This window comes from Marilutibacter aestuarii (genome assembly GCF_006546775.1).
Lineage (GTDB): Bacteria > Pseudomonadota > Gammaproteobacteria > Xanthomonadales > Xanthomonadaceae > Marilutibacter > Marilutibacter aestuarii.
Map to the genome: position 1 here is coordinate 1 of NZ_VICE01000063.1, position 24,924 is coordinate 24,924.

Sequence of the window (24,924 nt, forward strand, 5' to 3'; positions counted from 1 at the left end):
TCGCCGGCGCTTGGCCCGCCTCGAGCGCGCTGGCGGAGGCCGCACAAGCCGGCGGCGGCCTCCGGATCCAGCGCCTGGCCTGGGCGGGCATCCGCCTGCAGCTGCCCGGCGCGACGCTGTTCATCGATCCGCTGCTCGATCGCGACGTCTGGGGCGATGCGTTGGCCGACCCACTGGCGCCGATCGCGGCCGCGGAGGGGAGCGCCCATGTCCTGGTAACCCACGCACACGGCGATCATTTCGATCCCAAGGCGGTGGGCGCGGCGCTCGCGGGCGGGGGCGCGCTCGTCCATCCGGCCGGCACCCATCCACTGCCGCTGCCGCCGCGCGCGCGGGCCTGGGCCGCGGCAACCTGGGAACCGCAGCTGCTCGGCGACTTCACTGCGACCGCGGTGCCGGCGTCCGACGGCTACGGCGATCCGCAGGTGTCCTGGGTGGTCTCGGCGGGAGGCCGGCGCATCTTCCATGGAGGCGACACGCTCTGGCACGGCCACTGGTGGCGGATCGCGCGCCAGTTCGGCCCGTTCGATGCCGTCTTCCTGCCGGTCAACGGCGCGCGGTTCGGCTGGCGCAAGCCCGTCAGCGGGCAGCCCGGGGTGCTCACGCCGGAACAGGCGGTCGCCGCCGCCACCGTGCTCGGCGCCCGCCGCCTGGTGCCGATCCATTACGGCGTCAGCGGGATGGAGGCCTACGTCGAGGTGGCCGACCCCATCGGCGGGCTGCGGCGCGCGCTGCGTGGCCGGGCGACGCGGCTGCAGGTGTTGGCCCCGGGCGACTGGATCGACTGGACGTAACCAACCCCCGGGGCCAGGCCGGCTTCGGGACGCGGCCTCGCGCGCCGGGGGTCGGTTCCGCGACGGGCCGCCGGGGCCCGGATGCCTGCCTTACAGGCGGGTGATCCGCAGCCAGTTGATGTTCCAGCCGCCCTGCGCCGCGTACAGGCCCAGGTCGTAGGTGCCGGCCGAGACGTTCACCGTGTGCGAGACCGTGGTCCAGTTCTGCCAGCCGCCGGTCGCCGGGACCTGCACGCTGCCCAGCACGATGCCGCCGGCGTTGAGGTCGAGCGACAGCGCCCCGCCCGAGGGGCTGGCGACGCGATACTCGACGCGGTAGCTGCCACTGGCCGGGAAGTTGACGCCGGCGTACGACAGCCAGTCGCCCTGGTCGATCCAGCCCACGTTGAGGCCGCCCTCGGAACAGGCCTCGGTCTGCACGCCCTGCTGCAGGCTGAAGCTTTCCGCCTCGATCGTGCGGGTCCAGCCCTGCGAGAACGGCGCGACGACGATCGATGAAGCGCGGTCGTTGAAGCTGTCGCCCACCAGGCACGCGGTGTCGGCCGTCTTCACGACGCTGGCGCCGCTGAAGTTGTCGTTCTCGTACAGCGTGGCCTGGTAGCCGTTGCCCACGCGGAGCGAGGAGATGTCGTCGTTGTAGACACCCCGGGCCTGCAACTGCGAGAGCGTGTAGCGACCCACGGGCAGCGAGACGCCGTAACCGCCGTAGTTGCAGTGCTGGTGGACCGAGGCCACGCCCGGCGTGCCGCCGTCACCGGAGTACACGCGCACGTAGTCGACGTTCATCTTCGCCGGCAAGCGGCTTTCGTCCACGTTGAAGCCCGGCCAGTTGCCGCCGATGGCGAAGTTCAGCAACAGGAAGAAGTCGTTGTGGAATTCCTCGGTGCCGTTGACCCCGCCCTGGATGCTGGCTTCGTGGAACTTGTTGCCGTCGACGTACCAGCGGATCGCGTTGGCGTCCCACTCGACCGAGTACACGTGCCAGTCCTGCACGGTGACGTCGGTATGCCCGCTGTACTGGGCGTAGTTGCCGTTGTGGTCGCTCCAGTGGATGGTGCCGTAGCTGCGGTTCTCGTTGTTGACGTGCTCCATCACGTCGATCTCGCCGGACGCCGGCCAGCCGACCTGCGGCAGGTTCGCGCCGAGCATCCAGAAGGCCGGCCAGGCCCCCATGAACGAGGGCAGCTTCATGCGCGCCTCGATGCGCCCGTACTTGAAGGTCTTGCGGCCCTGCGTCTTCATGCGCGCGGAGGTGTAGCGATACCCGCCGAAGTCTTCGCGACGCGCGGTGATCGCCAGGGTGTTGTTCTCGATGGTGGCGTTCTCGCGCCGGTAGTACTGCAGCTCGTTGTTGCCCCACCCGCCGCTGCCGTTGCCGGTTTCGAATACCCAGTCGGGTCCGATCGAGCCGTTGAACTCGTCGCTCCAGACCAGTTGCCAGTTCTGCGCGAACGCGCTGCCCGAGAGCAGCGACAGGGCCAAGATTGCCATGCACTTTGCCGGGAACTTCATGTTGCCGTCCTCCTTCCTTGTGGGTTTGAAATCGTGCGTGTCGTGGGATGCGGCGCCTGCACGAGCGGCGGTGGGGGCGCATCGATGACAACGCTATCATCCAGCGGACAGGCGATTTCTTGTCCCCGGTCACACCCGTAGGGGCCCGCGCCACCGGCCGTCGGGATTTCCGGAGAACGCCTTTGCGGTAATGCCCTGCAGGGTTCTGGACGCGACTACCGCGTCAGTGGGATACGCGGCACCCGGACGTGGCCGCCGTCCGGCGATGCCACCGCGTAGGCTTGCGCGCCTGTCCCCGATGGCCTGCGGGCCAATTTTTCGTCCAACGCTGTCATCAGGAGCCCCGTCAGCAGGAGAGGGCGCCCGGGTTTCGACTGCAGTGGGAAGGCAGCCGGCCCCTCGCGCACCGGACACGCGATCACCGGCGGAGGCGATGGGCATCGCTTCGTTCGACCCCTCCTTCGGCATTCGCCGATGCGCGCTGCTTGAAGGCGCCCGATACGCTGCGTGAGGAGAAGGTGAGCGCCGCCATGGCTTCAGCTGCGAGCAAGCCTGCGCGATGGATTTCACATCGAGCCCCGATCCGCTCGCGCAGCATCGTCGCCACCTTCGCGAACCGGTGACACCCGTGATCGACATGCAAGAACGAGTAACGAATGCCCTGTTGCCGCGCGTGCGGCTGGGCGTGCTGGCCCTGGCCTTGTCCCTCTGCCTGCCGCTGCCGGCGCTGGCACGGCAGGGCGGCGCCAGCGCGTCCGAGGCGTCCGCGGTCGATCCCACCGCTTCGCGCCCGTCCGCGGACGCACCGAACGCCGACGGCTGGCTGCGCGTGCAGGTACTGCTCGATCGCGCGCACTTCTCGCCGGGCGAAATCGACGGCGTACACGGTTCCAACACCGCACGCGCCATCGCGGGCTTCCAGCGGCACCAGGGCCTGGAGACCAGCGGTGAACTCGATGACGCCACGTGGCGCGCGCTGACTGAAAGCGCGCCCGCGGCGACCGTGGCGCACACCCTCGAGGCCGCGGACGTCGCCGGCCCGTTCGTGGACCTGCCCGAGGACATGGCCGCCAAGGCCAAGCTCGAGGCCCTGGGCTACGAGTCGCCCGAGGAAGCGCTCGGCGAACGCTTCCACGCCAGCCCGGACCTGCTGCGCCGGCTCAATCCGGGCGCGCGCTTCGCCGCGGGCGAGTCCATCCGCGTGCCGAACGTGCTCGACGGCGTCGCGCCGCTGCCCCAGGCAGACAAGGTGGTGGTCGACAAGTCCGACGCGGTCATCATGCTGGTCGATGCGGCCGACAAGGTGCTGGCGCAATACCCGGCGACCATGGGCAGCGAACACGACCCGCTCCCGATCGGCGAATGGACGATCAACGGCGTGGCCCGGGACCCGGTCTTCCACTACAACCCCGACCTGTTCTGGGATGCAGAGCCGTCCGACGAGAAGGCGAAGATCCCGGCCGGTCCGAACAACCCCGTGGGCGTGGTCTGGGTCGACCTGTCCAAGCCGCACTACGGCATCCACGGCACGCCCGAGCCGTCGACCATCGGCAAGACCGAGTCGCACGGCTGCATCCGCATGACCAACTGGAGCGCGAAGGCGCTTTCGGACGCGGTCGCACCGGGCACCGCGGCGGTGCTGCGCGAGTGACGCGCGGCGCTCGCGCCCGCGCGGATGCATCCAGCCGCGGGCGGTCCGCGGTGGCCGTCGCGCGCCACGGTTCCCGGAGGCCTGCGTGCTGAGGTCCGCGATGCTCGTGCTGGTCGGCGTGCTCCTGGGTGCCAACCTCACCTATTTCGCGATGCATCGCTCGTCGGATCGTGCGCCGGTGGCACGCCCGGACGCTGGCAGTGCGCCGGTTGATGACGCGGTGCCCATGCCACCGCGAGGCGCGATCGCCGAACCGCCGGCGGAGGGCCCCGCAGACCCTCCGGTGTCAGCGCCGCCCCCCGCCCAGGCCGTCGTGCCCGTGACGCCCGCCCCCGACGTTGCAGCGGAAGCGGCCATCGCCGGAGAGATGCCCGCCGGACTCCGCATCCCCGTCCAGGGCGTGCCCGCGCGAGCGCTCGCCAATACCTACGACGACGCCCGCGGCGAAGGCCGCCGGCACGATGCCATCGACATCATGGCGCCGCGCGGCACGCCCGTCGTCGCGGTCGCCGACGGCACGGTGGAGAAACTCTTCGACAGCGACCGTGGCGGACTGACGATCTACCAGTTCGAACCCAGCGGTCGCTACGCGTACTACTACGCGCACCTGGACCGCTACGCGCCCGGCCTGCAAGAGGGACGGGCGCTGCGCAAGGGCGAGGTGATCGGCTACGTGGGCAGCACCGGCAACGCGGCCGAAGACGCCCCGCACCTGCATTTCGCGATCTTCCGGCTCGGGCCCGAGCGGCGCTGGTGGGAGGGTGATCCGGTCAATCCCTATCCGCTGCTGGCCGGCGAGCAAGGCCCGTCCCCGGGCGCCATGACGGGACGCGGCACCGGCAAGTGAGCGGAACACATCCGGTCACTTCAGCAAGCGCGGGAACGGCGCCTTTGAATTCAACGCGACACAGGGCGTTCGATACCGCGCCAGGCGTGTTGACTGCGGGGTTGATGGGTATCGCTCCGCTCGACCCAAGCGAGGTGCCGGCGCCGCTGCGAACGCGGTGCCGGATGCCACCGGCGGCACGGCCGTTGTTAGGCGGCTTCCGGTGCCCGGCGGGGGCGGAACAATGCGCAGAGCTTGTTGCCGTCGGGATCGCGCGCGTAGGCCAGGTACAAGGCACCCTTGTCGTTGCTGCGCAGGCCGGGCGGGCCCTCGATCGAGGTGCCGCCTGCGGCGACCGCCGCATCGTGGAACGCATGCACCTGCTCGGGCGACGTGCACTTGAAGCCGATGGTGCCGCCATTGCCGCTCGTCGCCGGCGCGCCGTCGATGGGCTCGCTCACGCAGAAGGTGCTGCCATCGTGGCGATAGAACAGACGCGCGTGGCCGCTGGGCGAAACGTCGCGGATGGGCTCGCCGGCACCCAGCACGCCGAGCACGGCGCCATAGAAGCCAGCGGAGCGTTCGATATCGTTGGATCCCACCATGACATGACTGAACATCGGCAACGGCTTCCTGGATGAAAGGGGCACGGAGGGAGCACGATCCCCCCTCCCGTCCGCACGCACGGCATGCGGCGGTGAGCCACCCTATCTAGGACCGGCCCTTGTCGTCCAGCGTCGGGTACCAGTCGGTGCCGCGTCCGCCGGGAGTCGTGTCCAGCAGGATCCACAGCGGGTTCATGTCCGGGGCGTTGTGCGGGTCCTGGCCGGGGTCGGCCATCGCCGGGCTGCCTTCGGCGCTGTAGAAGTGGCGGATCGTGGCGCCGTCGCGCTGGAAGACGGTGTAGGCGGGCATGTCCGCGTCGCGGTCGCCGACGAAATCGCGGGTGAAGTCGCCGCTGGGGTCGGCGTAGAGCTTCAAGTGCTTCCATCCGCGCTCAATGCCATACGCGGCGATGCGCGGGTAGGGCGAGCGTGCCACCACCGCCAGCGCGACCCGCTGTTCGAGATGCGGCACGATCGGATCCCAGGAAGACAGCTGTGCCGTGCACATCGGGCAGCCACGCTCGCGCGCCGGTCCGTACATCATGCTGTAGACGATGAGCGTGTCCTTGTCGCCGAACATCGCGTCCAGCCCGACGGCGCCGTGGGCGCCCTCGAACCGGTAATCCGTCGTCACCTGACCACCGGGCGGCAAGGCCCTGCGCATTTCGCCGACGCGCCAGATATGCCGGCGCAGCTCGATCTCCTCGGCCAGCAACGCGTTGCGTGCGATGCGGTAGGCCTCGCTTTCGTTGGGGAAGTGGCTTTCGTTCTTCGAGGCCAGGGTGGCGGCCGGAACCCGCCTGTCTTGATCGGACATCGTCTTCTCCAATGCGCCCGGGCTGGGCGGGCGTGCTGCCAGGAGGCCGGCACCCGGGCACGGCGCGTGCCGCCTCCCTCTGGACGACGGTCGAGCGCGCGCTGGATCGACATGCCCGCGACCCATGCCGCGCAGAGGGGGGCGGAACGCGGCCGTGCGGACGCGTCCTGCATCCAGCCCGCGTGGGAGGGACCCACGGCGCGGTTGCGCTCAGCCTTCCAGACGCCGCGCCAACCCGGAGACGCGATGGGCGTGCCGGGCAAGCGTGGCGCGCAGGACGGCTTCATCGGCGCACAGATGCAACTCACGGCGGGCGCGGGTGAGGGCGGTGTAGAGCAGTTCGCGTGAGAGCGGACGGGCATCCTGCCGGGGAAGTTGCAGCCAGACGTTGTCGAACTCAGAGCCCTGGGCCTTGTGCACGGTCATCGCGAACGCACCGGTGTGCGCGGGCAGGGTGGCAGGATGAAAGGCGCGGACACCTTCGCTGCCGCCCGCGAACCAGGCCACGAGCAGGCCATCGGCGTCGCGCAGGCACAGGCCGATGTCGCCGTTGAAGAGGCGGTGGCGGTAGCTGTTCTCGGTGACCAGCAAGAGGCGGCCGTGGAAATAGGGACTGCGCGAGCTGCCGGCCAGCGCGTCCTCGATGCGGGCGTTGAGGGGCGTGGCGCCCTGGGGGCCTTCGCGCAGGGCGGTCAGCACGCGCAGGCTGGACGCGCGCTGCAGCGCGGCGGCGGGATCGGCGCTGGCGTCGGCGTCGGCGAGTGCACGCCATGTGCCGAGCAGGCGCTCGCGCGACGTGCTGCCCAGCGGGTCATGCGGGCCTTCGTGGAAATGCACCCCGGACAGTGTGCCGCCGCGCAACAGCGCCAGCGCGGCGTCGGCGTCGCCATCGCGGACTGCGTCGGCCAACGGTGCGAGTTGCAGTGATTCGGACTGGCGGTAGCCGCGACGCAGCTGTACGCGGTGGCCGGCCAAGGGCCCGGATTCGGCAGAACGCCGCAGATCGCCGAGCCAGGGCCGCAGCGCCTCGGCGAGCGCGGGCGGCAAGGCATCGCCATCACCGCTGGCGGCCGTGATCGAGGCGAGCACATCGCCGGCTTCGACCGAGGGCAGCTGGTCGGGATCGCCGAGCAGGACCAGTCGCGTGCCGTCGGCGACGGCATCGACCAGTTTGCACATCAGCGGCAGGTCGACCATCGAGGCTTCGTCGACGATCACCGCGTCGAAGGGCAGTGGATGGTCGGCGTCGTGGCGGAAGCGCGGGCTGTCGGGAATGGTGCCGAGCAGGCGGTGCAGGGTGCTGGCGCTGTCGGGCAGGGCGTCGATTAGATCGCCGCTCATGCCGGTGTCGCTACGCAGCCGCATTAGCGCGGCGCGCAGGCTCTCGAGCATGCGTTCGGCGGCGCGTCCGGTGGGTGCGGCAAGCGCGATGCGCGGCGGCGGCTGGCCATCGGCATGCGCCTGCGCCAGCAGCAGCACCAGCAGGCGGGCAATGGTGGTGGTCTTGCCCGTGCCGGGACCGCCGGTGACCAGGGTCAAGCGCCGATGCAGCGCCAGCGCGGCGGCGCGCGCTTGCAGGTCACCGTCGCGTGCCAGCGGGAACAGCGCGTCGAACAGGGACGCCAGCGCGTGTACGTCGGGCGGGGCGACATCGGCAGCGGCGATGCGGCGCAGGCCATCGGCCAGGCGCTGCTCGTACATGCGATAGCGGCGCAGGTAGAGCAGCCCGCCCTCCATATACAGCGGCGTGTTGGCATCGTCGTCGCCCGGCGTCGCCACCCATGGCGAAGCGGCCAGCGCGGCGCGCCACGGGTCCGGCGCGGGCCAGTCGATGGCGAGCGCGGTATCGGACAGCAGGCCGGGCCGGGCCGGGTCGAAGGCGGCATGCCCGCGCGACACCGCGAGCGACGCCAGCGCGGCGGCGGCGAGCACGTGGTCGTCCGAGGTGCGTCCGGCGGCGCCGTCGAGGCGTCGCAGGCCATGGGCCAGCGCGTGGTCCAGGGGCCGCAGCAGGCGTGCCTCACGCAGGGCATCGAGCAGCGGTGTCGCGTTCGCCAGCGCCGTGTTCATGCGGCCACCGCCTGGCCTGCGAACAGCGCATCCAGCGCCTGCACCAGGGCGGGGTCGGGCCGGTGGGCATGGATGCCGTGGCCGTTGCCTTCGTGCAGGCCGCGACAGAACAGATAGCGAACGCCGCCCATGTCGCGGGCGTACTCGTAGGCATCGCCCAGGCGGAAACGCAGCCAGCGGTGCAGCGCGACGGTGTAGACCAGCGCCTGCAGGTCGTACTCGCTGTGCTGCATGGCGGACTCGAGCGCGGCGGGGTCGTAGGCAGGCAGCCGATTGGACTTGTAGTCGAGCACGTACCAGCGCCCGTCGACGACGTAGGTGAGGTCGATCTTGCCGGTCATCAGACCTTCCAGGCGGCGACGCAGCCCGAACGCATGGCGTCGCGGCACCACGCCGTGGCGATGCAGCAGGGCGAACAGCGCATCGACAGCGGTGGGTTGCAGGGCGAAGTGGAACTCCATTTCCGCACGGCGCTGCCATGCCGGCGTGTCGGCGAGGCGGCCGCCTTCGGGCAATTGCACGGTGAGCGTGTGGCCGATCAGCTGCGCCAGCAGGGTGGCGCCATCGTCGATGTCCGCGTCGGCAAAGCCGCCCCGGGCGAGTGCCTCGCGCAAGGGCATGTCCTGGCCGCCGGGTGCGGGCCCGCCGCGCCAGTGCCGCCAGGCGGCGAAGTCGATGTTCTCGAGCGCTTCGTGCAATGCGTTGCCGAACACGGTACCGCCGAAGCGGCGGTCGTCGGCGAGGTCGTCGCCCCCGATCGCCGTCACAGCTGCGGTCGGCTCGGGTTCGGCGCCGTCGATGGGGGGCGGCTCGTCGTTCGCGCCGCGCTCGTCGATCACCGCGCTGGCAGGACCGTCGACCTCGCCGCCGTCGGCCCGCGTGAGCTGGGAGAAGCTGTAGACCCACCAGTCGCGCGGCAACACGCGCGCCGCGACCCGTGCAGGCGGCACGTCGATGGCATCGTGTGCGGGCAGGGGTCGCAGCGTGGGGAGCGCGTCGCCATCGGTGAACGCGATGCCGTACGTCCCGGGCATGGCGTCAAGCGCCTTCAGCATGGGCCACACGCGGGTCGTGTCGGCATCGCGGAACGGACCGGAGGCCAGCCACAGCGCATCCTGCGCGCGGGTCAGGCCGACATACAGCAGGCGGGCATCCTCGGCTTCCCGTGCCTGCCGGGCGCTTTCCTGCGCGGCCTTCCAGTCATCGGCGTGCTTGTCGATCTTCCAGTGCAGCACACGGCCACCCCCTTCGTCGGTCTGCACCGTGGTGTGGCGCTCGGTCGCGGGCGGCTTGCTGCCGATGCCGACGAAGGGCAGGTAGACCAGCGGATATTCGAGGCCCTTGCTCTTGTGCAGGGTCACGATCTGCACGCGGCGGGCATCGGATTCGAGCCGCAGCAACTGCGACTCGTCGTCGCTATCGGCATCGGCGATGCGCCCGCGCAGCCAGTCGACCAGGCCATGCAGGCCGAGCGCGCGCGCGTCGGCCTCCTGCAGGAGCTCGCCGAGCTGCATCAGGTTGGTCAGCCGGCGCTCGCCATCGAGCAGCCCGAGCAGCCGCGGGGCATGCGTCGCGCACAGATCGGCGACCAGGGCCAACGGCCCGCTGCGCTGCCAGCGGTCGCGCCATTGCAAGGCGGCGTGCTGCCAGCGCGCATGGCCGATGGGGTCGGTATCCAGCGCGGCGATATCGGCGGCGTCGCAGCCCACCAGCACCGTCGCGAGGGCAGCCCGCAGGCGGCCGTCGTCAGCCGGTTGCAGCAGGGCCTCGAACAGGCAGCGCAGCTCGCCCGCCTCGTCGGTGTCGAACAGGCTCTGCTTGCCTGCGGCGACGGCGGGGATGCCGGCCGCTGCCAGGGCGCGCTGGATGCGACTGGCCTCCTTGTGGTTGCGCACCAGTACCGCGATGTCGCCGGCCTGGACGGGCCGGGGGGCGCCGTCCTTGTCGTGGAGGATGGCGCGGCCTTCGCCGGCATCCGACAGCACGCCGTGGATCGCGGCGGCACAGGCCTCGGTGGCGCTCTTGCGGCTCTCCTCGGCGGGCATCGGGTCCAGGAGCTTTTCCTGCCCCTTTCGCTCGCCGCTTTCATGGATTCCAAGCGTGATCGGGAACCGGCATACCGTCAGCGCGGGGGCGGGCCGGCCGTCGCGCATGAAGTCGCGGTCATGGCGCCCGCCACCGGCCAGCACCGGCTGGAAGTCGATGCCATCGACGACGAACGGCGTGTCACCGTTGCGCCTTGCGTTGGCGTACAAGGCAGCGATGGCGTCCAGCACCGACGGACGCGAACGGAAGTTATGCGTGAGCGCGGGGGCTGCCTCGGCCTGCTGCTTCGCCGCCAGGTAGGTCTGCACATCGCCGCCACGGAACCCGTAGATCGCCTGCTTCGGGTCACCGATGAGGAATAGCGCAGGCGCACCACCGGTCTCGTCGACGTCACCGAACACGCGTTGGAAGATCGACCACTGGCGCGTATCGGTGTCCTGGAACTCGTCCACCAGTGCAATGGCGTACTGGTCGCGCAGGCGTTGCGCCAGCACATCGCCCCGTGGCCCCTCGAGCGCATCGGCAAGGTGCCGTATCAGGTCGTCGTAGGTGCGCACCCGGCGCTGACGCTTGAGTACGTCCAGCCGCTGGCGCGCGGCATCCCGGATACGGTGCAGCAGCCCGGTGCGACGGCCGATCCGCCAGGCCTCGCGTCGCTCGCGCGCCTCGATCCAGTGCGCGATCGCATCGGACAGCGGGCCGCGCGGCGCGTCGTCCTCGCGACCCTTGCGCAGCTTGCCCTCGATATAGGCAGGGCCCAGCCGCTCAATGCGCGGGTCCACCGCGCATGTCGCGTCGTCCTGCGCGCAATACTCGGCGAGCGCGCACCAGACCTCCTCCAGCAGGTTCTTCTGGTAACCGTTCTTGTTGAGCACGCCACCTTCGAGCGCGGCACGCATGGCATCGAGGAACGCATCCTGGTCGGCGGCGAAGGCAAGACGCAGCGCGTCGAAGGCCGACTGCAGGGCAGGCTTCGGGTCGGGTGCATCCACTGGCCGCCCGGGTCGCAGCGGCGCATCGTCGAGCAGGGCGCGCAGGTCCTCGGCCAGCGCCTCGGGGCCCGACCACAGCTCGGTCAGCAGCGCGGCATCGGCCGCCTCGGCGGCGAAGGCACGCCACAGGTCGGCGGCGAGGTCGCCGCGCAGGGCCTTGTCGCTGGTGAGCTGTTCGGGCGGATCGAACCCCTGGCCACTGTCCAGCGCGTGTTCGGACAAGGCACGGCTGCAGAAGCCGTGGATGGTGAAGATCGCGGCGAGGTCGATCTCGTGCACGGCCTGCTGCAGGCGACGGCGCAGCGTGTCCACGTCTTCATGACCGGCGGCGAGGTGCGCCTGCAGGATCTCGCGGCCGATGCCGTCTTCGGCGCTGCCCTCCTCGCGCATCGCGGCGTCGTCACCCTCGAGCACCTGCAGCGTGCGCTCCAGGCGCGCGCGGATGCGATGACGCAGTTCCTGGGTCGCGGCCTCCGTGAAGGTCACCGCGAGGATCTGGCCGACGCGCAGGCCGCGTTCCACCACCAGCCGGGTGACCAGCGTCGCGAGGGTGAAGGTCTTGCCGGTGCCGGCACTGGCCTCGATCAGGCGCAGGCCGTCCAGTGGCAGGTCGAGGTAGGGGTCGCGCGGCGTCATGGCATTCACGGCCGTACCCCTGCATCGAACGTGGGCTTGGCGTCGACGTCATCGTCCGCGAACCGGTGCGCGCGTCCCTCGGTCAGGGTGTGGAAGACGCCCCAGGTGACCTCGCGGAAGCGGTCGGCGCGCGCCGGGCCGTGCGCATCTTCGGCGAAGGGCTCGCGGCCGCGCAGGGCGACCTGCACGGCGGGTTCGTGAGCTTCGCCCCAGCCACCGTTGCTGCCGTTCCAGGCCTGCTCGGCCGACGCCAGCGCGCGCTCGGCGCGAGCCTCGCTGAAGTAGGCCCAGCCGGTGCGGGGCGCGAACGGCAGCGGTTCGCGCAGGCCCTGTTCGCGCAATTCAAGCAAACGGCGCAACGCTTCGCGTGCCTGTCCTGTCGGGACCGCGGCGTACTGTTGCTGGCCGAGCTGCTTGTCGGGGGTTTCGAAGAAGCGGGTCAGCGACGCCGGCAGGCCTGCCGCGCACAGTGCCAGCCAGTCCAGTCCGTGCCGGATCACCTCCGGCCCTTTCAGCGGGCCGATCCGGACCCGGCCCAGGCCCGCGGGATACAGGTCGCCGACGCGACCCTGCAGGCGCACGTCACCCAGGTCGATGTCGACCGCCACCGACGTCGCCTCGTCCGCACCGCGCCATGCGGCAAGGGCTTCCGCATAGGGGCGTACCTCGCCCAGCAGGCGTTCGAAACTGGCGACGCCCACGGGGCCGGCCGGCAGCAGGCCACGGGCACGCAGGCGGGCATGCAGGCGCGTGCGCCAGGCGGCGTCCCGCGCCTGCGCGGCCGGGTCCAGGCAGGCCTCGAACAGGGCCTGCTGCAGTGCGTGGCGAGACAAGCCCGCCGCGACCACAAGCGGCTCGGTGTCGTCCTCGGACGCGACCGGCTCGGGCAAGCGCAACGACAGGCGCTGCCTCAGGAACTCGCCGCTCGGATCAAGCAGGAAGCGGCGCACTGCGTCGATCGAGAGCGTGCCGGTGGCGTCGTCGGTCGCAGCGGGAACCGGCGGCAGGCTCCCCGCGACGAAGGCAGGCGCGGGGTGTCGTCCGCTGCGGTCGCGATCGGCCGCCGGGTGCCATTCGGCGCGATAGCTGAAGCGGCGGGTCTCCACGTCGCCCGGAGCGGCGTCGCCAGCATTGCCGAAGGCCTGCGGTGAGAAGGGTTGCAGCGGATGCCGGACCACCAGTCCGGGTCGAACGGCCTTGCTGTCGGCGTGGTGCGAGGCAGCGACGTCCAGCAGTTCCGACACCAGGACCGAGGGCTCGCGTTCGCTGCCGTCGCGCGGATCGGCACCGAGATAGCTGAGGTAGAACACATCGCTCGCGGCGGCGAACAGCTGCAGGAACAGGAAGCGGTCGTCCTCGCGCAGGGAGCGGTCGCCGGGTTGCCGGCGCGGGGTACCGAGATCGGCGGTCAGCTTGTTGAGGCCGGCGGCTGGATCGCGGCGTGGGTAGTCGCCGTCGTTCATGCCCAGCACGCCGATCACCCGGAACGGCAGCAGTCGCATCGGTACCATGCGCCCGAAACTGATGCCGCCGGTCAGCAGTGGCGCGCGGGTGTCGGCAGCACCGAGTTCAGCGGCGAAGTGCGCGCGCACGGCCTCGGGCGGCACGTCCTGGTCAACGTCGGCCCGTGTGGCCGAGCTGGCGAAGTCATCGACCAGGCGACGCAGGCGCTCCAGCGCGCGCAGGCCGGCGGCGTCGGTGGAGGCTTCCGGCACCAGTTCGGCCAGCAGCCCCAGCAGGCGTTCGCGCCAGCGCGCGGGCGTCATCGCGGTGCCCAGGCGCTGCTGGCCGCGCGCGAGTACGCGCAGCAGGCGCAGCAGCACGTCGAGGGCATCGAGCGCGCCGCCTTCGAGTCCGGTCCACGGCGCGACCGTGGGTCCCGTGGTGGTGCTGATGTCGTCCTCGCTGCCGCTGGCATGCCCCAGCAGCAGGCGGTCGAGTGCGAACTGCCAGGTGAAGGCGTCGTCGGCGGGCGCGGCGTGCGACTCGCGGTGGCGCGCATCCAGGCCCCAGCGCGCGCCGGCGGCGCGCAGCCAGTGGTGCAGGCGATCGAATGCGCTGGCGTCGAGGCCGGCCGCGCGCGCCAGCGGCGGGCTGGCGAGCAGGTCGAGCGTTTCGTTCAGTCCGAAGCGCGCCAGCGGCAGGTCGAGCAGGCGCAGGAAGACCTCGGCCAGGGGTTCGCCCGCGAGCGGACTGGCATCGGCCAGTGCATACGGAATGAAGTCCGGCTGCCCGGCGCGACCCCCGAACACCGCTTCGATGTGCGGGATGTAGGGGTCGATGTCCGGCGCCAGCACGGCGATCTCGCGCGGCTGCAGCGTGGGGTCGCGTTCAAGCAGGTCACGCAGCTGGTCGTGCAGCACCTGCACCTCGCGCAGCCGCGTGTGGCAGGCGTGCACCTGCAGGCTGCGGTCGTCGCGGTCGAGTCGCGGCCGCAGCGGGCCCGACGGGCGTGCATTGCGATGGAACAGATCGTGCTGCAACCAGGCGAGCAGCCGCGCCGTGGGTGGGTGGTCGGCGGCGTCGTGCCGGGGGCGCGCGTGCACGGCGATCTCGAAACTGGGATGCACGGTTTCGTAGTCGCCCAGCATCGCCACGAAATCGCGTCCGGCCGCGCCCCAGGCCTGCAGCAGCGGATTCTCCCCGGGGGTCTCGGTCGCGGTGCCGGCGAGTACGTCACGCCAGTGTTCGGACGCGGTGCGCAGGTCGCCCCACCACAGGCCGACGGGCGTGGGCATGTAGAAGTGCAGCGTACCCACGCGTGCCTGCGTCGCGATCACCCGCAGCACGTCAGGCGACACATTGAGGGTGCCGAAGGCGAACAGCCGTGCCGGCAGGCCCTCCGGGACCGGACCGTCATGTGGCCCGAAGCGTGACAGGTAGCGGTCGATGCGGCGCGCACGATGCGCCTGCCCGCCCGCGATATGACGCCACAGCTCGGCCTGCGGGTCGAGCCTGCTCAGCTGGGGTTGGCGCTCCCAGTCCAGCAGCATCCCGCGCCGCCACGCCTGGTACTTCTCGAAGATGCCGGCCAGTTCGACCGCCAGCGCCCAGGGCTTGAGCGGGTCGGCGTCGGCGAGATAGGCGCGCAGCGAGGCCATCGCCGGCCGCGACATCAGCGCGGGCTCGGTCAGCGCGGCGTACAGGCGCCAGCGCAGGGCGGCGTTGTCGAGATCCTCGGCCGCGTCGGCGGGGTCGCCGTTGCCATCCAGGGCCAGGCGGACGAACTCGCCCGGGGTCAGGAACTCAAGGTTGGCGGCGACGCCGTGGGCTTGGGCCAGGGTCGCCTGCAGCCAGCGTTTCATCGCCACCTGCGGGATCAGCACCACGTCCGGCGCCAGCAGGGGCTGGCCCGGCGCGGGTGTGCGCAGCGCGTCGGCCAGCAGTCCGGCGAGGACGTCGAGGGCATTGGAGTGGTACAGGCGGAAGTCGGGCGGCGACGGCATCGGGACATCATGCCGGACGCCGGTCGCAAGGCGTGAGAGGCGTCGGCCCGCGGCCGGCGGCGGATGCGTGACAAGACCCGCGCGACGGGTCCATGATTCACCCACCTCCCTGGTGCGCCATGCAGGACGGACGCTATGTCGTGGCATCGTATGCGCCTTCTTTTCCCGGTCCTGCTGGCCATGGCGTTGTTGATGGCCGCGCCCCTGGCGCTGGCGCAGTCGCCCGAAAGCGACCTGCCCGACCAGGTCGACCAAACCGCCCTGCCGGGCTTCAACGACTACGTGATCCCGGAGCTGCCGCAAGGCGTGCTGGAGGATTTCCAGGACGACGAGGGGGCCTTCACCTGGAAGCCCGGCGTGGTGCTGCTGTACGACTGGAACGCGATCGACCAGGATGCCGTCACCGAGGCAGCGGTCGGCGCCCAGGGCCATGAAGACGAATGGCGTGCGATCCGGTTCACCAACCGCGGCCGGATCGGCCATTCGGGCAAGCTCACCTACCTGCTCAGCTTCGAGTACAAGGGCTTCAACAAGAACCCCGGCGACCCGGACTGGTCGTGGACCGATATCCAGCTCAAGTACAACTTCGGGGCCGCCGGCAGCCTGATGGTGGGCAAGGTCAAGGAAGCGTCCGTGTACGAGATGGTCGGGGACTCGGCGAACCTGCCACACCAGGAGCGCGTGTTGAGTCCGTTCTTCCAGTCGCGTTCGGTAGGCGTGAACTGGCTGCGGACCTGGGGCGGCGAGCGCGGCACGCTGGAGCTGGGTGCCTACAACGACGCCTGGTCGCAGCCGGGCGACGTCGACCTGGGTGAGCGGGGCAACCATCTTGCCGCGCGTATCACCGGACTGGCCTGGTGGCACGACGACGGCGCGCGCTTCCTGCATCTGGGCGCCAACGTGCGGCACGTCGAGGACAACGACGGCATCCTGAATTTCCGCGGCCGGCCGGCGTCGAACGTGCTGCCGAACTACGTCAACACGGGGGACTTCGCCGCCGACAGCGCGGATTTCCTCGGCCTCGAAGCCCTGTGGAACCATGGGCCGGTGTCGGTGCTGGGCGAGTGGGTGGTCAACCAGGTCGACGCACCGTTGCATGGCGATCCGCGCTTCCATGGCTGGTACGTCACCGGGTCCTGGGTGCTGACCGGCGAGACGAGGCCCTATGATCGCAAGGTCGGCTACGCGCGCCGGGTGTTGCCCGAAGGACACTGGGGGGCGGTGGAACTCATCGGCCGGGTGGGCGGCGCCGACCTCTCCGATGCCGGCATCGACGGCGGCGCGTTCCGGATCGCCACCCTGGGGGCCAACTGGTGGGCATCGCGCCGCCTGAAAATGGGCGTGCAATGGACGCGCACCGACCTCGACGCACCCGGCGGCGGATCGGGCAGCACCGACGCCATACAAACCCGCCTGCAGTGGGTCTACTGAGCGCGCGTCCGCGCGCTCAGGCCGGGGTCTTCTCGCGTACCTTGCCCAGCGCCTTGCGCGTGCTTGCCGCCGCGGAGGCCTTGTCGAGCTCGGCGCGGATCACCGCATCGTGCGCGGCCGCGCCCTGCTGGCAGGTACGACGCACGTCAGGGCACATGTGCTCCATGTAGTCGACGTCCATGTTGACGCGCTCGACCAGGAAATCGACGAACGCACGCACCTTGGGCGACTGCACGTGGCCGCGCGGGAACACCGCGTTGAACTCGTACTCCGGCCCGTTCCAGCCATCGAGCACGCGCTTGAGGTAGCCCTTTTCCACGTACGGCCGGACCTTGGCGGCGATGGTCAGCAGCATCGCCTCGCCGCACAGCATCGCGCCGCTCAGCGCGGCCGGGTCGTTGGCGACCATCACCGGGTCGATTCGGTAGTCGACCGGGCCGTCGCCGCCGTCCAGGGTCCAGCTGAACTGGCCGTTGCGGCTGTGCTTGCTCATCGCCAGGGTGCGATGGTGCTGCAACTCGTCCGGGTGCAGCGGCTCACCGTGGCGCTCGATGTAGTGCGGGCTGGCGTAGATCTGGGTACGCAACACGCCGAGGCGACGCGCGACGAGGTTGGAGTCGGGCAGCGCGCCCAGGCGCAGGGCGACATCGATTTCCTTGTCGACCAGGTCGATCGTGTCGTTGCTCAGCACCATCTCGACGCGGACCTCGGGATGGCGCGCGTGGAACTCGCCCAGCAGGGGCGAGATCCGGTCGATGCCCAGCGAGTAGGGCGCGGTCACGCGCAGCCAGCCGCGCGGGCCGGCCTGCAGCTGGCCGACCGCGCTCTCGGCCTCGTCGAGTTCGCGGGCGATGCGCTGGCAGTGCTCGTAGTAGACCTTGCCCGCCTCGGTCAGGCCGAGCTTGCGGGTCGTGCGGTGCAGCAGTTGCGCGCCGAGGCGGGTTTCCAGTTCCTGCACCTTGCGGCTGACCGAGGTCTTGGGCAGGCGCAGGGTGCGGGCGGCGCCGATGAAGCTTCCGGCTTCCACCACCTTGACGAAGATCAGGGTGTCGTTGAGATCGCGGGCCATGGGGGTTCCTGGAGGGGAGAGGGGTATTGGACCGATTGCGGAACAATTATTCCCTGATTTGCCGACTAATCAAGTGCCGCCCGGCGGCGTAGTCTGGCCGCCAGTTTCCCCGGGAGCCCCCCATGCTGCCGCCCCGCCTGCTCCGTCGCGTGTACCTGCCGATCATGCTTATCGCCCTGCTGTTGCTGGGCGGCGTGGCCGTGTCCGTGGTCCACGAAGGCCTCATGGCGGGTCGCGCGGAGGCCTGGATGGTGCTCTGGGTGCTTGCCTTCGTGCTCGGCCTGCCGGCCCTGCTGCTGGTATTGCCCGGTCTCAATGCCCTCGTCGACTTGGCCCGCTCCCGGGATAATATCCCGTATACGGGAGGTAAAATCCCGTGACCGGGACAACGCTCGCCCCCGTGCTCGTGCTGGGCGCCGATGGCGGCATCGGTCGCGGTGTCGTGCAGGCCGTGCTGGCCCGTCGGCGCGCGGTCATCGCGGTGGCCCGCCAGGCCGATGCACTCGCCGACCTGCAGGCCAGCGCCCCCCGCGGCCTGCTGACGGTGGTGACCGGCTCGGTCTCGGACGATCGCGAGGGCGCGGTCCTCGCTGAACGCCTGCGCGCGCTGGACCGGCCGCTGGGCGGTATGGTCGCCTGCCTGTGCGGCCATGCCGGGCCGGGGCGCCTGCTCGACCAGCCCGCCGACGCCCTGCGCCGCCGCCTCGACGAGGACCTGCTGCCACATCTCGCGGCCGCGCGGCAGTTGCTGCCGCTGCTGTCCGAGCGCGGCCACAACCGCACCTACGTGCTGATCGGCGGCCCCGGCGACGAACGGCCCTGGGCCGGTTATGGCCACCGTTCGGTCGGTGCCGCGGCGCTGCGGATGATGGCCCGCGTGCTGCACGACGAAGCGCGCCGCCAGGACGTGCGCGTGCACCTGCTCAGCGTGTCGCGGCCGGTCTGCATCGATCCGCGCCAGGCCAGCCAGCACCCCGACTGGCCCAGCGCACGCGCCGTCGGCCAGCGGGCCCTGGCCCTGATCGACCGCGATTGTCGTTCCAGTCCCCTGCCCGCGGTGGTGCACTTTGCCGAACCGGCCCTCGCCGCGGCGTTGCCACCCGAGGGCTTGACCTCGAGTTCGCTTGAGGTCGTAGAGTCCACCCCGCCCGCCGGTGACGCCCTCGCGGCGACCGGTGCCGACGCGACGTCCCGCACGGACGTCGATGTCGAACCGGGACCGCCTGGAACGTCCTTCCAGACACGGCCTGCCGATGGGGGCGTCACGCCCGGCGCCCCTGCCCCGTCCACTCCGACGACGGACCCCGACGCCCGTGCGTCCCGCCTGCTGACAGAGGGTTGTCAGCAGGCGGCGCGCAGGCTGTTGAGAGGACTGTTGCCGACCTGCGCCTCCCCCTCCTCCCCGGACAAGGACCTCCCGTCATGACCCGCCTTCCCCACAACGCCCTCCACCACCGCCCACATCGGCGCGAAAGCCAGTCCGGCCGCGGCCTGCCCTTGCCCGTGCTTGCCCTCGGCCTGGCCCTCGCCGTGGTCCTGGCCGGCTGCGGCAGCGAAGCCAGCCCCGGCGGCGCGCCACCGCCGCCGGAAGTCAGCGTCGCCGCCGTCGTCAGTCGCGACGTGCAGCCCTGGGACGACTTCACCGGCCGCGTGCGCGCGGTCGAGACCGTCGAGCTGAGACCACGGGTCAGCGGCTACGTCGAACGCGTCGCCTTCAAGGAAGGGCAGGTGGTCAAGAAGGGCGACCTGCTGTTCGTGATCGACCCGCGCCGCTACCGTGCCGAGCTCGAACAGGCGCAGGCCGACCTCGCGCGCGCGCGCAGCGAGGCCGAGCTGGCCCGCACCCAGCACGCACGGGCGCAGTCGCTGGTCGATGCCAAGGCGATCTCGCGCGAGGAATTCGAGAGCCGGCGCGCCAGCCGCTCGCAGGCCGAGGCCGCGGTGCGCGCCGCCGACGCCGCCCTCGACCGCGCCCGCCTCGACCTGCAGTTCGCCGAGGTGCGCGCGCCGATCTCGGGGCGTGCCGGTCGCGCCATGGTCACGACCGGCAACCTGGCCCAGGCCGACAGCACCGTGCTGACCACCCTGGTGTCGATGGATCCGGTGCACGTTTACTTCGAGGCCGACGAGCAGACCTGGCAGGGCTACGCGGCCGCGGCGGTCGCCGCGGGCGACAGTGCCGCCGCCGACGTCCAGGGCAACGCGGTCGAGGTGGGGTTGGCCAACGAGGACGGCTATCCGCACGCCGGGCGCGTGGACTTCGTCGACAACCAGGTCGACAGCGACACCGGCACCCTGCGGGTCCGCGCGGTCGTCCCCAACGCCGATGGCCGCCTCACCCCGGGCCAGTTCGCCCGCGTCCGCCTGCAGGGCAGCCAGGCCCACCCGGCCCTGCTGGTCGACGGCAAGGCCGTGCTCACCGACCAGGACCGCAAGTACGTCTACGTGCTCGGCGAAGGCAGCACCGCCACGCGCAAGGACATCGTGCTCGGTCGCGAGGTGAACGGCCTGCGCGAGGTCGTGTCCGGCCTGGAGGCCGGCGACCGCGTGATCGTGCACGGCGTGCAGAAGGTGTTCTTCCCGGGCATGCCGGTGGCCCCGGTGCCGGTGGAGATGGGCGCGCCGCCGCCGTCGCCGCAGGTCGCCGCCGCCGGCACCGATTCCCCTGGGCCCGCGGGAGGGAGCCGATGACGCCGTCCTCGTCCGGCGCGTCGCCCTCCGCGGCATAGCGGCGCCGGCCCTTCCGCGCATCCCTCCCCCTGGTGCGGAAGGGCCGGCAGGCCAGCAGCTTCACCCCGCCCCGGCCTGAAAGCCGGGACGGCAGGCCGTCCCCGCGTACCTGTCCCGGCTTCCGCCGGCGGATACGCGCGCAAGCCCACAGCTCCTGATCCCCGGACCGCGCCAGGCGCGGGAGGGGACGAACCCGAAGCCGGTCCCCGCCCCGCGCGTGGATCGTCGACCGAACCGTTGCAGCCCAGCGCAACAAGGAACCCCGCATGGACTTCTCGAAATTCTTCATCGACCGGCCGATCTTCGCCGCCGTGCTGTCGATCGTGATCTTCGCCGCCGGCCTGATCGCGATCCCGATCCTGCCGGTCAGTGAGTACCCGGAAGTGGTGCCGCCCTCGGTGGTGGTACGCACCGTGTACCCCGGCGCCAACCCCAAGGTGATCGCCGAGACCGTGGCGACGCCGCTGGAGGAAGCGATCAACGGCGTGGAGGACATGATGTACATCAAGTCCGTCGCCGGCTCCGATGGCGTGCTCGTCATCACGGTCACCTTCCGCCCCGGCACCGACGCCGACGACGCCGCGGTGCGCGTGCAGAACCGCGTCAGCCAGGCCCTCGCGCGCCTGCCCGAGGACGTGCGCCGGCAGGGCGTGACCACGCAGAAGCAGTCGCCGACCTTCCTGATGGTCGTGCACCTGACCTCGCCCGACGGCAAGTACGACACCCTGTACCTGCGCAACTACGCCCGCCTGCACGTCAAGGACGCGCTCGCGCGCATCCCCGGCGTCGGCGACGCCCAGGTGTTCGGTGGCGGTGACTACGCCATGCGCGCTTGGCTGGACCCGGACAAGATCGCCGCGCGCGACCTGACCGCCAGCGACGTGGTCCGGGCGATGCGCGAGCAGAACGTGCAGGTCTCCGCCGGCCAGATCGGCGCCGAGCCGATGCCCAGCAGCGACTTCCTGACCCTGATCAACGCCCAGGGCCGACTGCGCACCGAGCAGGAGTTCGGCGACATCGTGCTCAAGGCCGGCGACGACGGCGAGATCGTGCGGCTGTCCGACGTCGCCCGCCTGGAGCTGGGCGCCAGCGACTACACCCTGCGTTCGCAGCTCGACGGCAAGAACGCCGTCGGCATCGGCATCTTCCAGGCACCGGGCGCGAACGCGCTGGATATCCAGGAGCAGGTCATCGCGAGCATGGACGAGGTCGCCCAGCGCTTCCCGGAGGGCGTGAAGTACGAGGCCGTCTACGACACCACGATCTTCGTCCGCGACTCCATCAAGGCCGTGGTGACGACCCTGCTCGAGGCCGTGGTCCTGGTCGTGCTGGTGGTGATCCTGTTCCTCCAGACCTGGCGCGCGTCGATCATCCCGCTGATCGCCGTGCCCGTGTCGGTGGTCGGCACCTTCGCCGCGCTGTACCTGCTGGGCTTCTCGATCAACACCCTGAGCCTGTTCGGCCTGGTGCTGGCGATCGGCATCGTGGTCGACGACGCGATCGTCGTGGTGGAGAACGTCGAGCGCCACATCGAGGAGGGCGCCACGCCCCTGCACGCGGCCCACCTGGCCATGAAGGAAGTGTCCGGTCCGATCATCGCCATCGCCCTGGTGCTGTGCGCGGTGTTCGTGCCGATGGCCTTCCTGTCGGGCGTCACCGGCCAGTTCTACAAGCAGTTCGCGGTCACCATCGCGATCTCCACGGTGATCTCGGCGATCAATTCGCTCACCCTCTCGCCGGCCCTGGCCGCGCGCCTGCTCAAGCCGCACGGCGCGAAGAAGGACGGTGCCTCGCGCCTGATCGATCGCCTGTTCGGCCGGCTGTTCGCCGCCTTCAACCGCTTCTTCAACACCAGCTCGGACAAGTACCAGCGCACGGTGTCGAGGACGCTCGGCAAGCGCGGCGCGGTATTCGCCGTCTACGCCGTGCTGCTGGCCGCGACCGGCTTCATGTTCCATGCGGTGCCGGCGGGCTTCATCCCGATCCAGGACAAGCTCTACCTCATCGCCGGCGTGAAGCTGCCCGAGGGCGCGTCGATCGCCCGTACCGACGCGCTGCTGCAGAAGGTCAGCGACATCGCCATGGAGACCGAGGGCGTCTCGCACTCGATCGCCTTCCCCGGCCTGAACCCGCTGCAGTTCACCAACACCCCCAACAGCGGCGTGGCCTTCTTCCCGCTGGAGCCCTTCAGCAACCGCAGCCGCACCGCCGAGGAGATCAACGCCGAGATCAACCAGAAGATCGGCGCGCTGCAGGAGGGCTTCACCTTCTCGTTCATGCCGCCGCCGATCCTGGGCCTGGGCAACGGCTCGGGCTACCAGCTCTTCATCGAGGATCGCGCGAACCTGGGCTACGGCGCCCTGCAGAACGCGGTCAACGGCTTCCAGGGCGCGATCTCGCAGACCCCGGGCATGGGCTTCCCGATCACCAGCTACCAGGCCAACGTGCCGCAGCTCGACGCCGAGGTCGACCGGGTCAAGGCCAAGGCGCAGGGCGTGTCGATGACCGAACTGTTCGACACCCTGCAGACCTACCTGGGCTCGGCCTACGTCAACGACTTCAACCAGTTCGGCCGCACCTGGCAGGTCATCGCCCAGGCCGACGGCTCGTTCCGCGACAGCGTCGAGGACATCGCCAACCTGCGCACCCGCAACGACCGTGGCGAGATGGTGCCGATCGGTTCGATGGTCAGCGTCAAGCAGACCTTCGGTCCCGACCCGGTGCTGCGCTACAACGGCTATCCCGCCGCCGACCTCGCCGGCGAGGCGGACCCGCGCATGCTGTCCTCCGCCCAGGCCATGGGCACGCTGGAGCAGCTCGCCGCGCAGGTCCTGCCCAACGGCATGAGCATCGAATGGACCGACCTGAGCTACCAGCAGGCGACCCAGGGCAACGCGGCGCTGGTGGTGTTCCCGCTGGCCATCCTGCTGGCCTTCCTGGTGCTGGCCGCGCTGTACGAAAGCTGGACCCTGCCGCTGGCGGTCATCCTGATCGTGCCGATGTGCATGCTCTCGGCCCTGCTGGGCGTGAAGCTCACCGGCGGCGACAACAACGTGTTCGTCCAGGTCGGCCTGGTGGTGCTGATGGGCCTGGCCTGCAAGAACGCGATCCTGATCGTCGAGTTCGCGCGCGAGCTGGAAATGCAGGGCAAGGGCACAGTGGAGGCCGCGCTGGAAGCCTGCCGCCTGCGCCTGCGCCCCATCGTGATGACCTCGATCGCCTTCATCGCCGGCACCGTGCCGCTGGTGCTGTCGCACGGCGCGGGCGCGGAAGTGCGTTCGGCCACGGGCATCACCGTGTTCGCCGGCATGCTCGGCGTGACCCTGTTCGGCCTGTTCCTGACGCCGGTGTTCTACGTGGCCCTGCGCAAGCTGGTGACCCGTCGCGCCGCGGCGGCCCCGGCGCAAGGCCCCTCCGACATGGAGAGCTACCATGCATGACCTGATTCCCTTCGCCACCCGCGCCCGCGCGCTGCTGCCGGCCGCGCTGGCCCTGGCCCTGGCGGCCTGCGCCGTGGGCCCCGACCACGTCCGGCCGGACATGCCGCTGCCGGCCCGCTTCAATGCCGCCGAGGGCGCGCCCGCGGCGCTGCAGGCCACGCCCGATGCCAACGCGCCGTTCTGGGAGGCCTTCGACGACCCGGTGCTCAGCCGCCTGGTCGACGACGCGCTGCTGGCCAACCACGACCTGCGCATCGCGCTGTCGCGCTACGACCGTGCGAATGCCCTGCTGCGGGGGAGCCGCTTCGACCGGTTCCCCACGCTCACCGCGAGCGCGACCGCGAGCGATGGCCGCAGCAGCGCCGACCAGCTGCCGGGCGTGCCGCGCGACGCCCGCGACGCCCGCGACGCCGAATCCTACGAGGCCAGGGCCGTCGCCAGCTGGGAGCTGGACCTGTTCGGCCGCGTGCGTCGCAGCGTCGAATCGCAGGCTGCCGATGCCGCGGCCAGCGCCGCCGACCTGGAGGCCTTGCAGGTCGCGATCATCGGCGAGGTGGTCGGTGGCTACGTCGACCTGCGTGGCCTGCAGGCCCGCCTTGCCGTGGCCCGCGACAACGCCGACAACCAGCGCGAGACCCTGCGCCTGGTCGACGCCCGCCTCGAGGCCGGTCGTGGCACCGAGTTCGACACCTCGCGCACCCGCGCCCAGCTCGAGAGCACGCTTGCCCGCGTGCCCGCGCTGGAAGCCGCCGAGGCGGTGCAGATGCATCGCCTGGCCGTGCTGACCGGGCAGGCCCCCGCGGCGCTGCGGGGCGTCCTGTCCGAGCCGCGCCCGCTGCCGGCCCTGCCTGCGCGCTTC

At 70.9% G+C, this 24,924-nt stretch carries 16 protein-coding genes; 9 read left to right on the forward strand and 7 right to left on the reverse strand.

Annotation, left to right across the window (positions count from 1 at the left end; genetic code table 11):
- On the forward strand, positions 1 to 794 hold a 794-nt coding region (locus FKV25_RS06480), incomplete at its 5' end, for an MBL fold metallo-hydrolase (protein ID WP_141517976.1).
- Positions 795 to 884: 90 nt separating this feature from the next.
- On the opposite strand, the gene FKV25_RS06485 is transcribed toward FKV25_RS06480, so the two are convergent.
- Complete coding sequence (locus tag FKV25_RS06485) at positions 885 to 2,285, reverse strand: carbohydrate-binding protein (RefSeq protein ID WP_211345385.1); 1,401 nt, start codon at positions 2,283 to 2,285, stop codon at positions 885 to 887.
- A gap of 658 nt (positions 2,286 to 2,943) precedes the next feature.
- On the opposite strand from FKV25_RS06485, the gene FKV25_RS06490 reads away from it, so the two are divergent.
- Both FKV25_RS06490 and FKV25_RS06495 read left to right on the forward strand, forming a co-directional pair.
- Complete coding sequence (locus tag FKV25_RS06490; protein WP_141517978.1) at positions 2,944 to 3,957, forward strand: L,D-transpeptidase family protein; 1,014 nt, start codon at positions 2,944 to 2,946, stop codon at positions 3,955 to 3,957.
- An 88-nt stretch (positions 3,958 to 4,045) separates the two neighbouring features.
- Positions 4,046 to 4,804, forward strand: a complete 759-nt coding sequence (locus tag FKV25_RS06495; RefSeq protein ID WP_141517990.1) for a M23 family metallopeptidase — start codon at positions 4,046 to 4,048, stop codon at positions 4,802 to 4,804.
- A gap of 188 nt (positions 4,805 to 4,992) precedes the next feature.
- On the opposite strand, the gene FKV25_RS06500 is transcribed toward FKV25_RS06495, so the two are convergent.
- The 5 genes from FKV25_RS06500 to recC form a co-directional block, all read right to left on the reverse strand.
- Positions 4,993 to 5,403, reverse strand: a complete 411-nt coding sequence (locus tag FKV25_RS06500) for a VOC family protein (protein ID WP_141517979.1) — start codon at positions 5,401 to 5,403, stop codon at positions 4,993 to 4,995.
- A gap of 91 nt (positions 5,404 to 5,494) precedes the next feature.
- Positions 5,495 to 6,205, reverse strand: coding sequence for a DUF899 family protein (locus FKV25_RS06505; protein ID WP_141517980.1), 711 nt, complete (start codon positions 6,203 to 6,205; stop codon positions 5,495 to 5,497).
- 210 nt (positions 6,206 to 6,415) lie between these two features.
- Complete coding sequence (gene recD, locus FKV25_RS06510; protein ID WP_141517981.1) at positions 6,416 to 8,275, reverse strand: exodeoxyribonuclease V subunit alpha; 1,860 nt, start codon at positions 8,273 to 8,275, stop codon at positions 6,416 to 6,418.
- On the reverse strand, positions 8,272 to 11,949 hold the full coding sequence (locus FKV25_RS06515; RefSeq protein ID WP_141517982.1) for a UvrD-helicase domain-containing protein: 3,678 nt from the start codon (positions 11,947 to 11,949) through the stop codon (positions 8,272 to 8,274). Before FKV25_RS06515 ends, recD begins: the two co-directional genes overlap by 4 nt.
- A 5-nt stretch (positions 11,950 to 11,954) precedes the next feature.
- Positions 11,955 to 15,395: an exodeoxyribonuclease V subunit gamma gene (gene recC, locus FKV25_RS06520; RefSeq protein WP_141517983.1), complete on the reverse strand. Its 3,441-nt coding sequence runs from the start codon at positions 15,393 to 15,395 to the stop codon at positions 11,955 to 11,957.
- 135 nt (positions 15,396 to 15,530) lie between these two features.
- On the opposite strand from recC, the gene FKV25_RS06525 reads away from it, so the two are divergent.
- The gene (locus FKV25_RS06525) at positions 15,531 to 16,826 is read left to right on the forward strand and encodes an OprO/OprP family phosphate-selective porin (RefSeq protein WP_141517984.1); all 1,296 of its coding nucleotides are present in this window, start codon (positions 15,531 to 15,533) and stop codon (positions 16,824 to 16,826) included.
- A 16-nt stretch (positions 16,827 to 16,842) separates the two neighbouring features.
- Here FKV25_RS06525 and FKV25_RS06530 read toward each other — a convergent pair whose 3' ends face one another.
- Positions 16,843 to 17,895, reverse strand: coding sequence for a LysR family transcriptional regulator (locus tag FKV25_RS06530; protein ID WP_141517985.1), 1,053 nt, complete (start codon positions 17,893 to 17,895; stop codon positions 16,843 to 16,845).
- A gap of 122 nt (positions 17,896 to 18,017) precedes the next feature.
- Between FKV25_RS06530 and FKV25_RS06535 the strand changes: the two genes are divergently transcribed.
- From FKV25_RS06535 to FKV25_RS06555, 5 genes are all read left to right on the forward strand, one after another.
- Entirely contained in the window at positions 18,018 to 18,275 is a 258-nt protein-coding gene (locus tag FKV25_RS06535; protein WP_141517986.1) for a hypothetical protein, read from the forward strand.
- Positions 18,272 to 19,321, forward strand: coding sequence for an SDR family NAD(P)-dependent oxidoreductase (locus FKV25_RS06540; protein WP_141517987.1), 1,050 nt, complete (start codon positions 18,272 to 18,274; stop codon positions 19,319 to 19,321). Before FKV25_RS06535 ends, FKV25_RS06540 begins: the two co-directional genes overlap by 4 nt.
- A complete protein-coding gene (locus FKV25_RS06545; protein ID WP_141517988.1) occupies positions 19,318 to 20,586 on the forward strand; it encodes an efflux RND transporter periplasmic adaptor subunit in 1,269 nt (422 codons plus the stop codon). The genes FKV25_RS06540 and FKV25_RS06545 overlap by 4 nt, the downstream gene beginning before the upstream one ends.
- Positions 20,587 to 20,891: 305 nt before the next feature.
- Positions 20,892 to 24,065, forward strand: coding sequence for an efflux RND transporter permease subunit (locus FKV25_RS06550; protein ID WP_141517989.1), 3,174 nt, complete (start codon positions 20,892 to 20,894; stop codon positions 24,063 to 24,065).
- A partial coding sequence (locus FKV25_RS06555; RefSeq protein ID WP_170218568.1) for a TolC family protein occupies positions 24,058 to 24,924 on the forward strand: 867 nt, incomplete at its 3' end. The genes FKV25_RS06550 and FKV25_RS06555, both read left to right, overlap by 8 nt.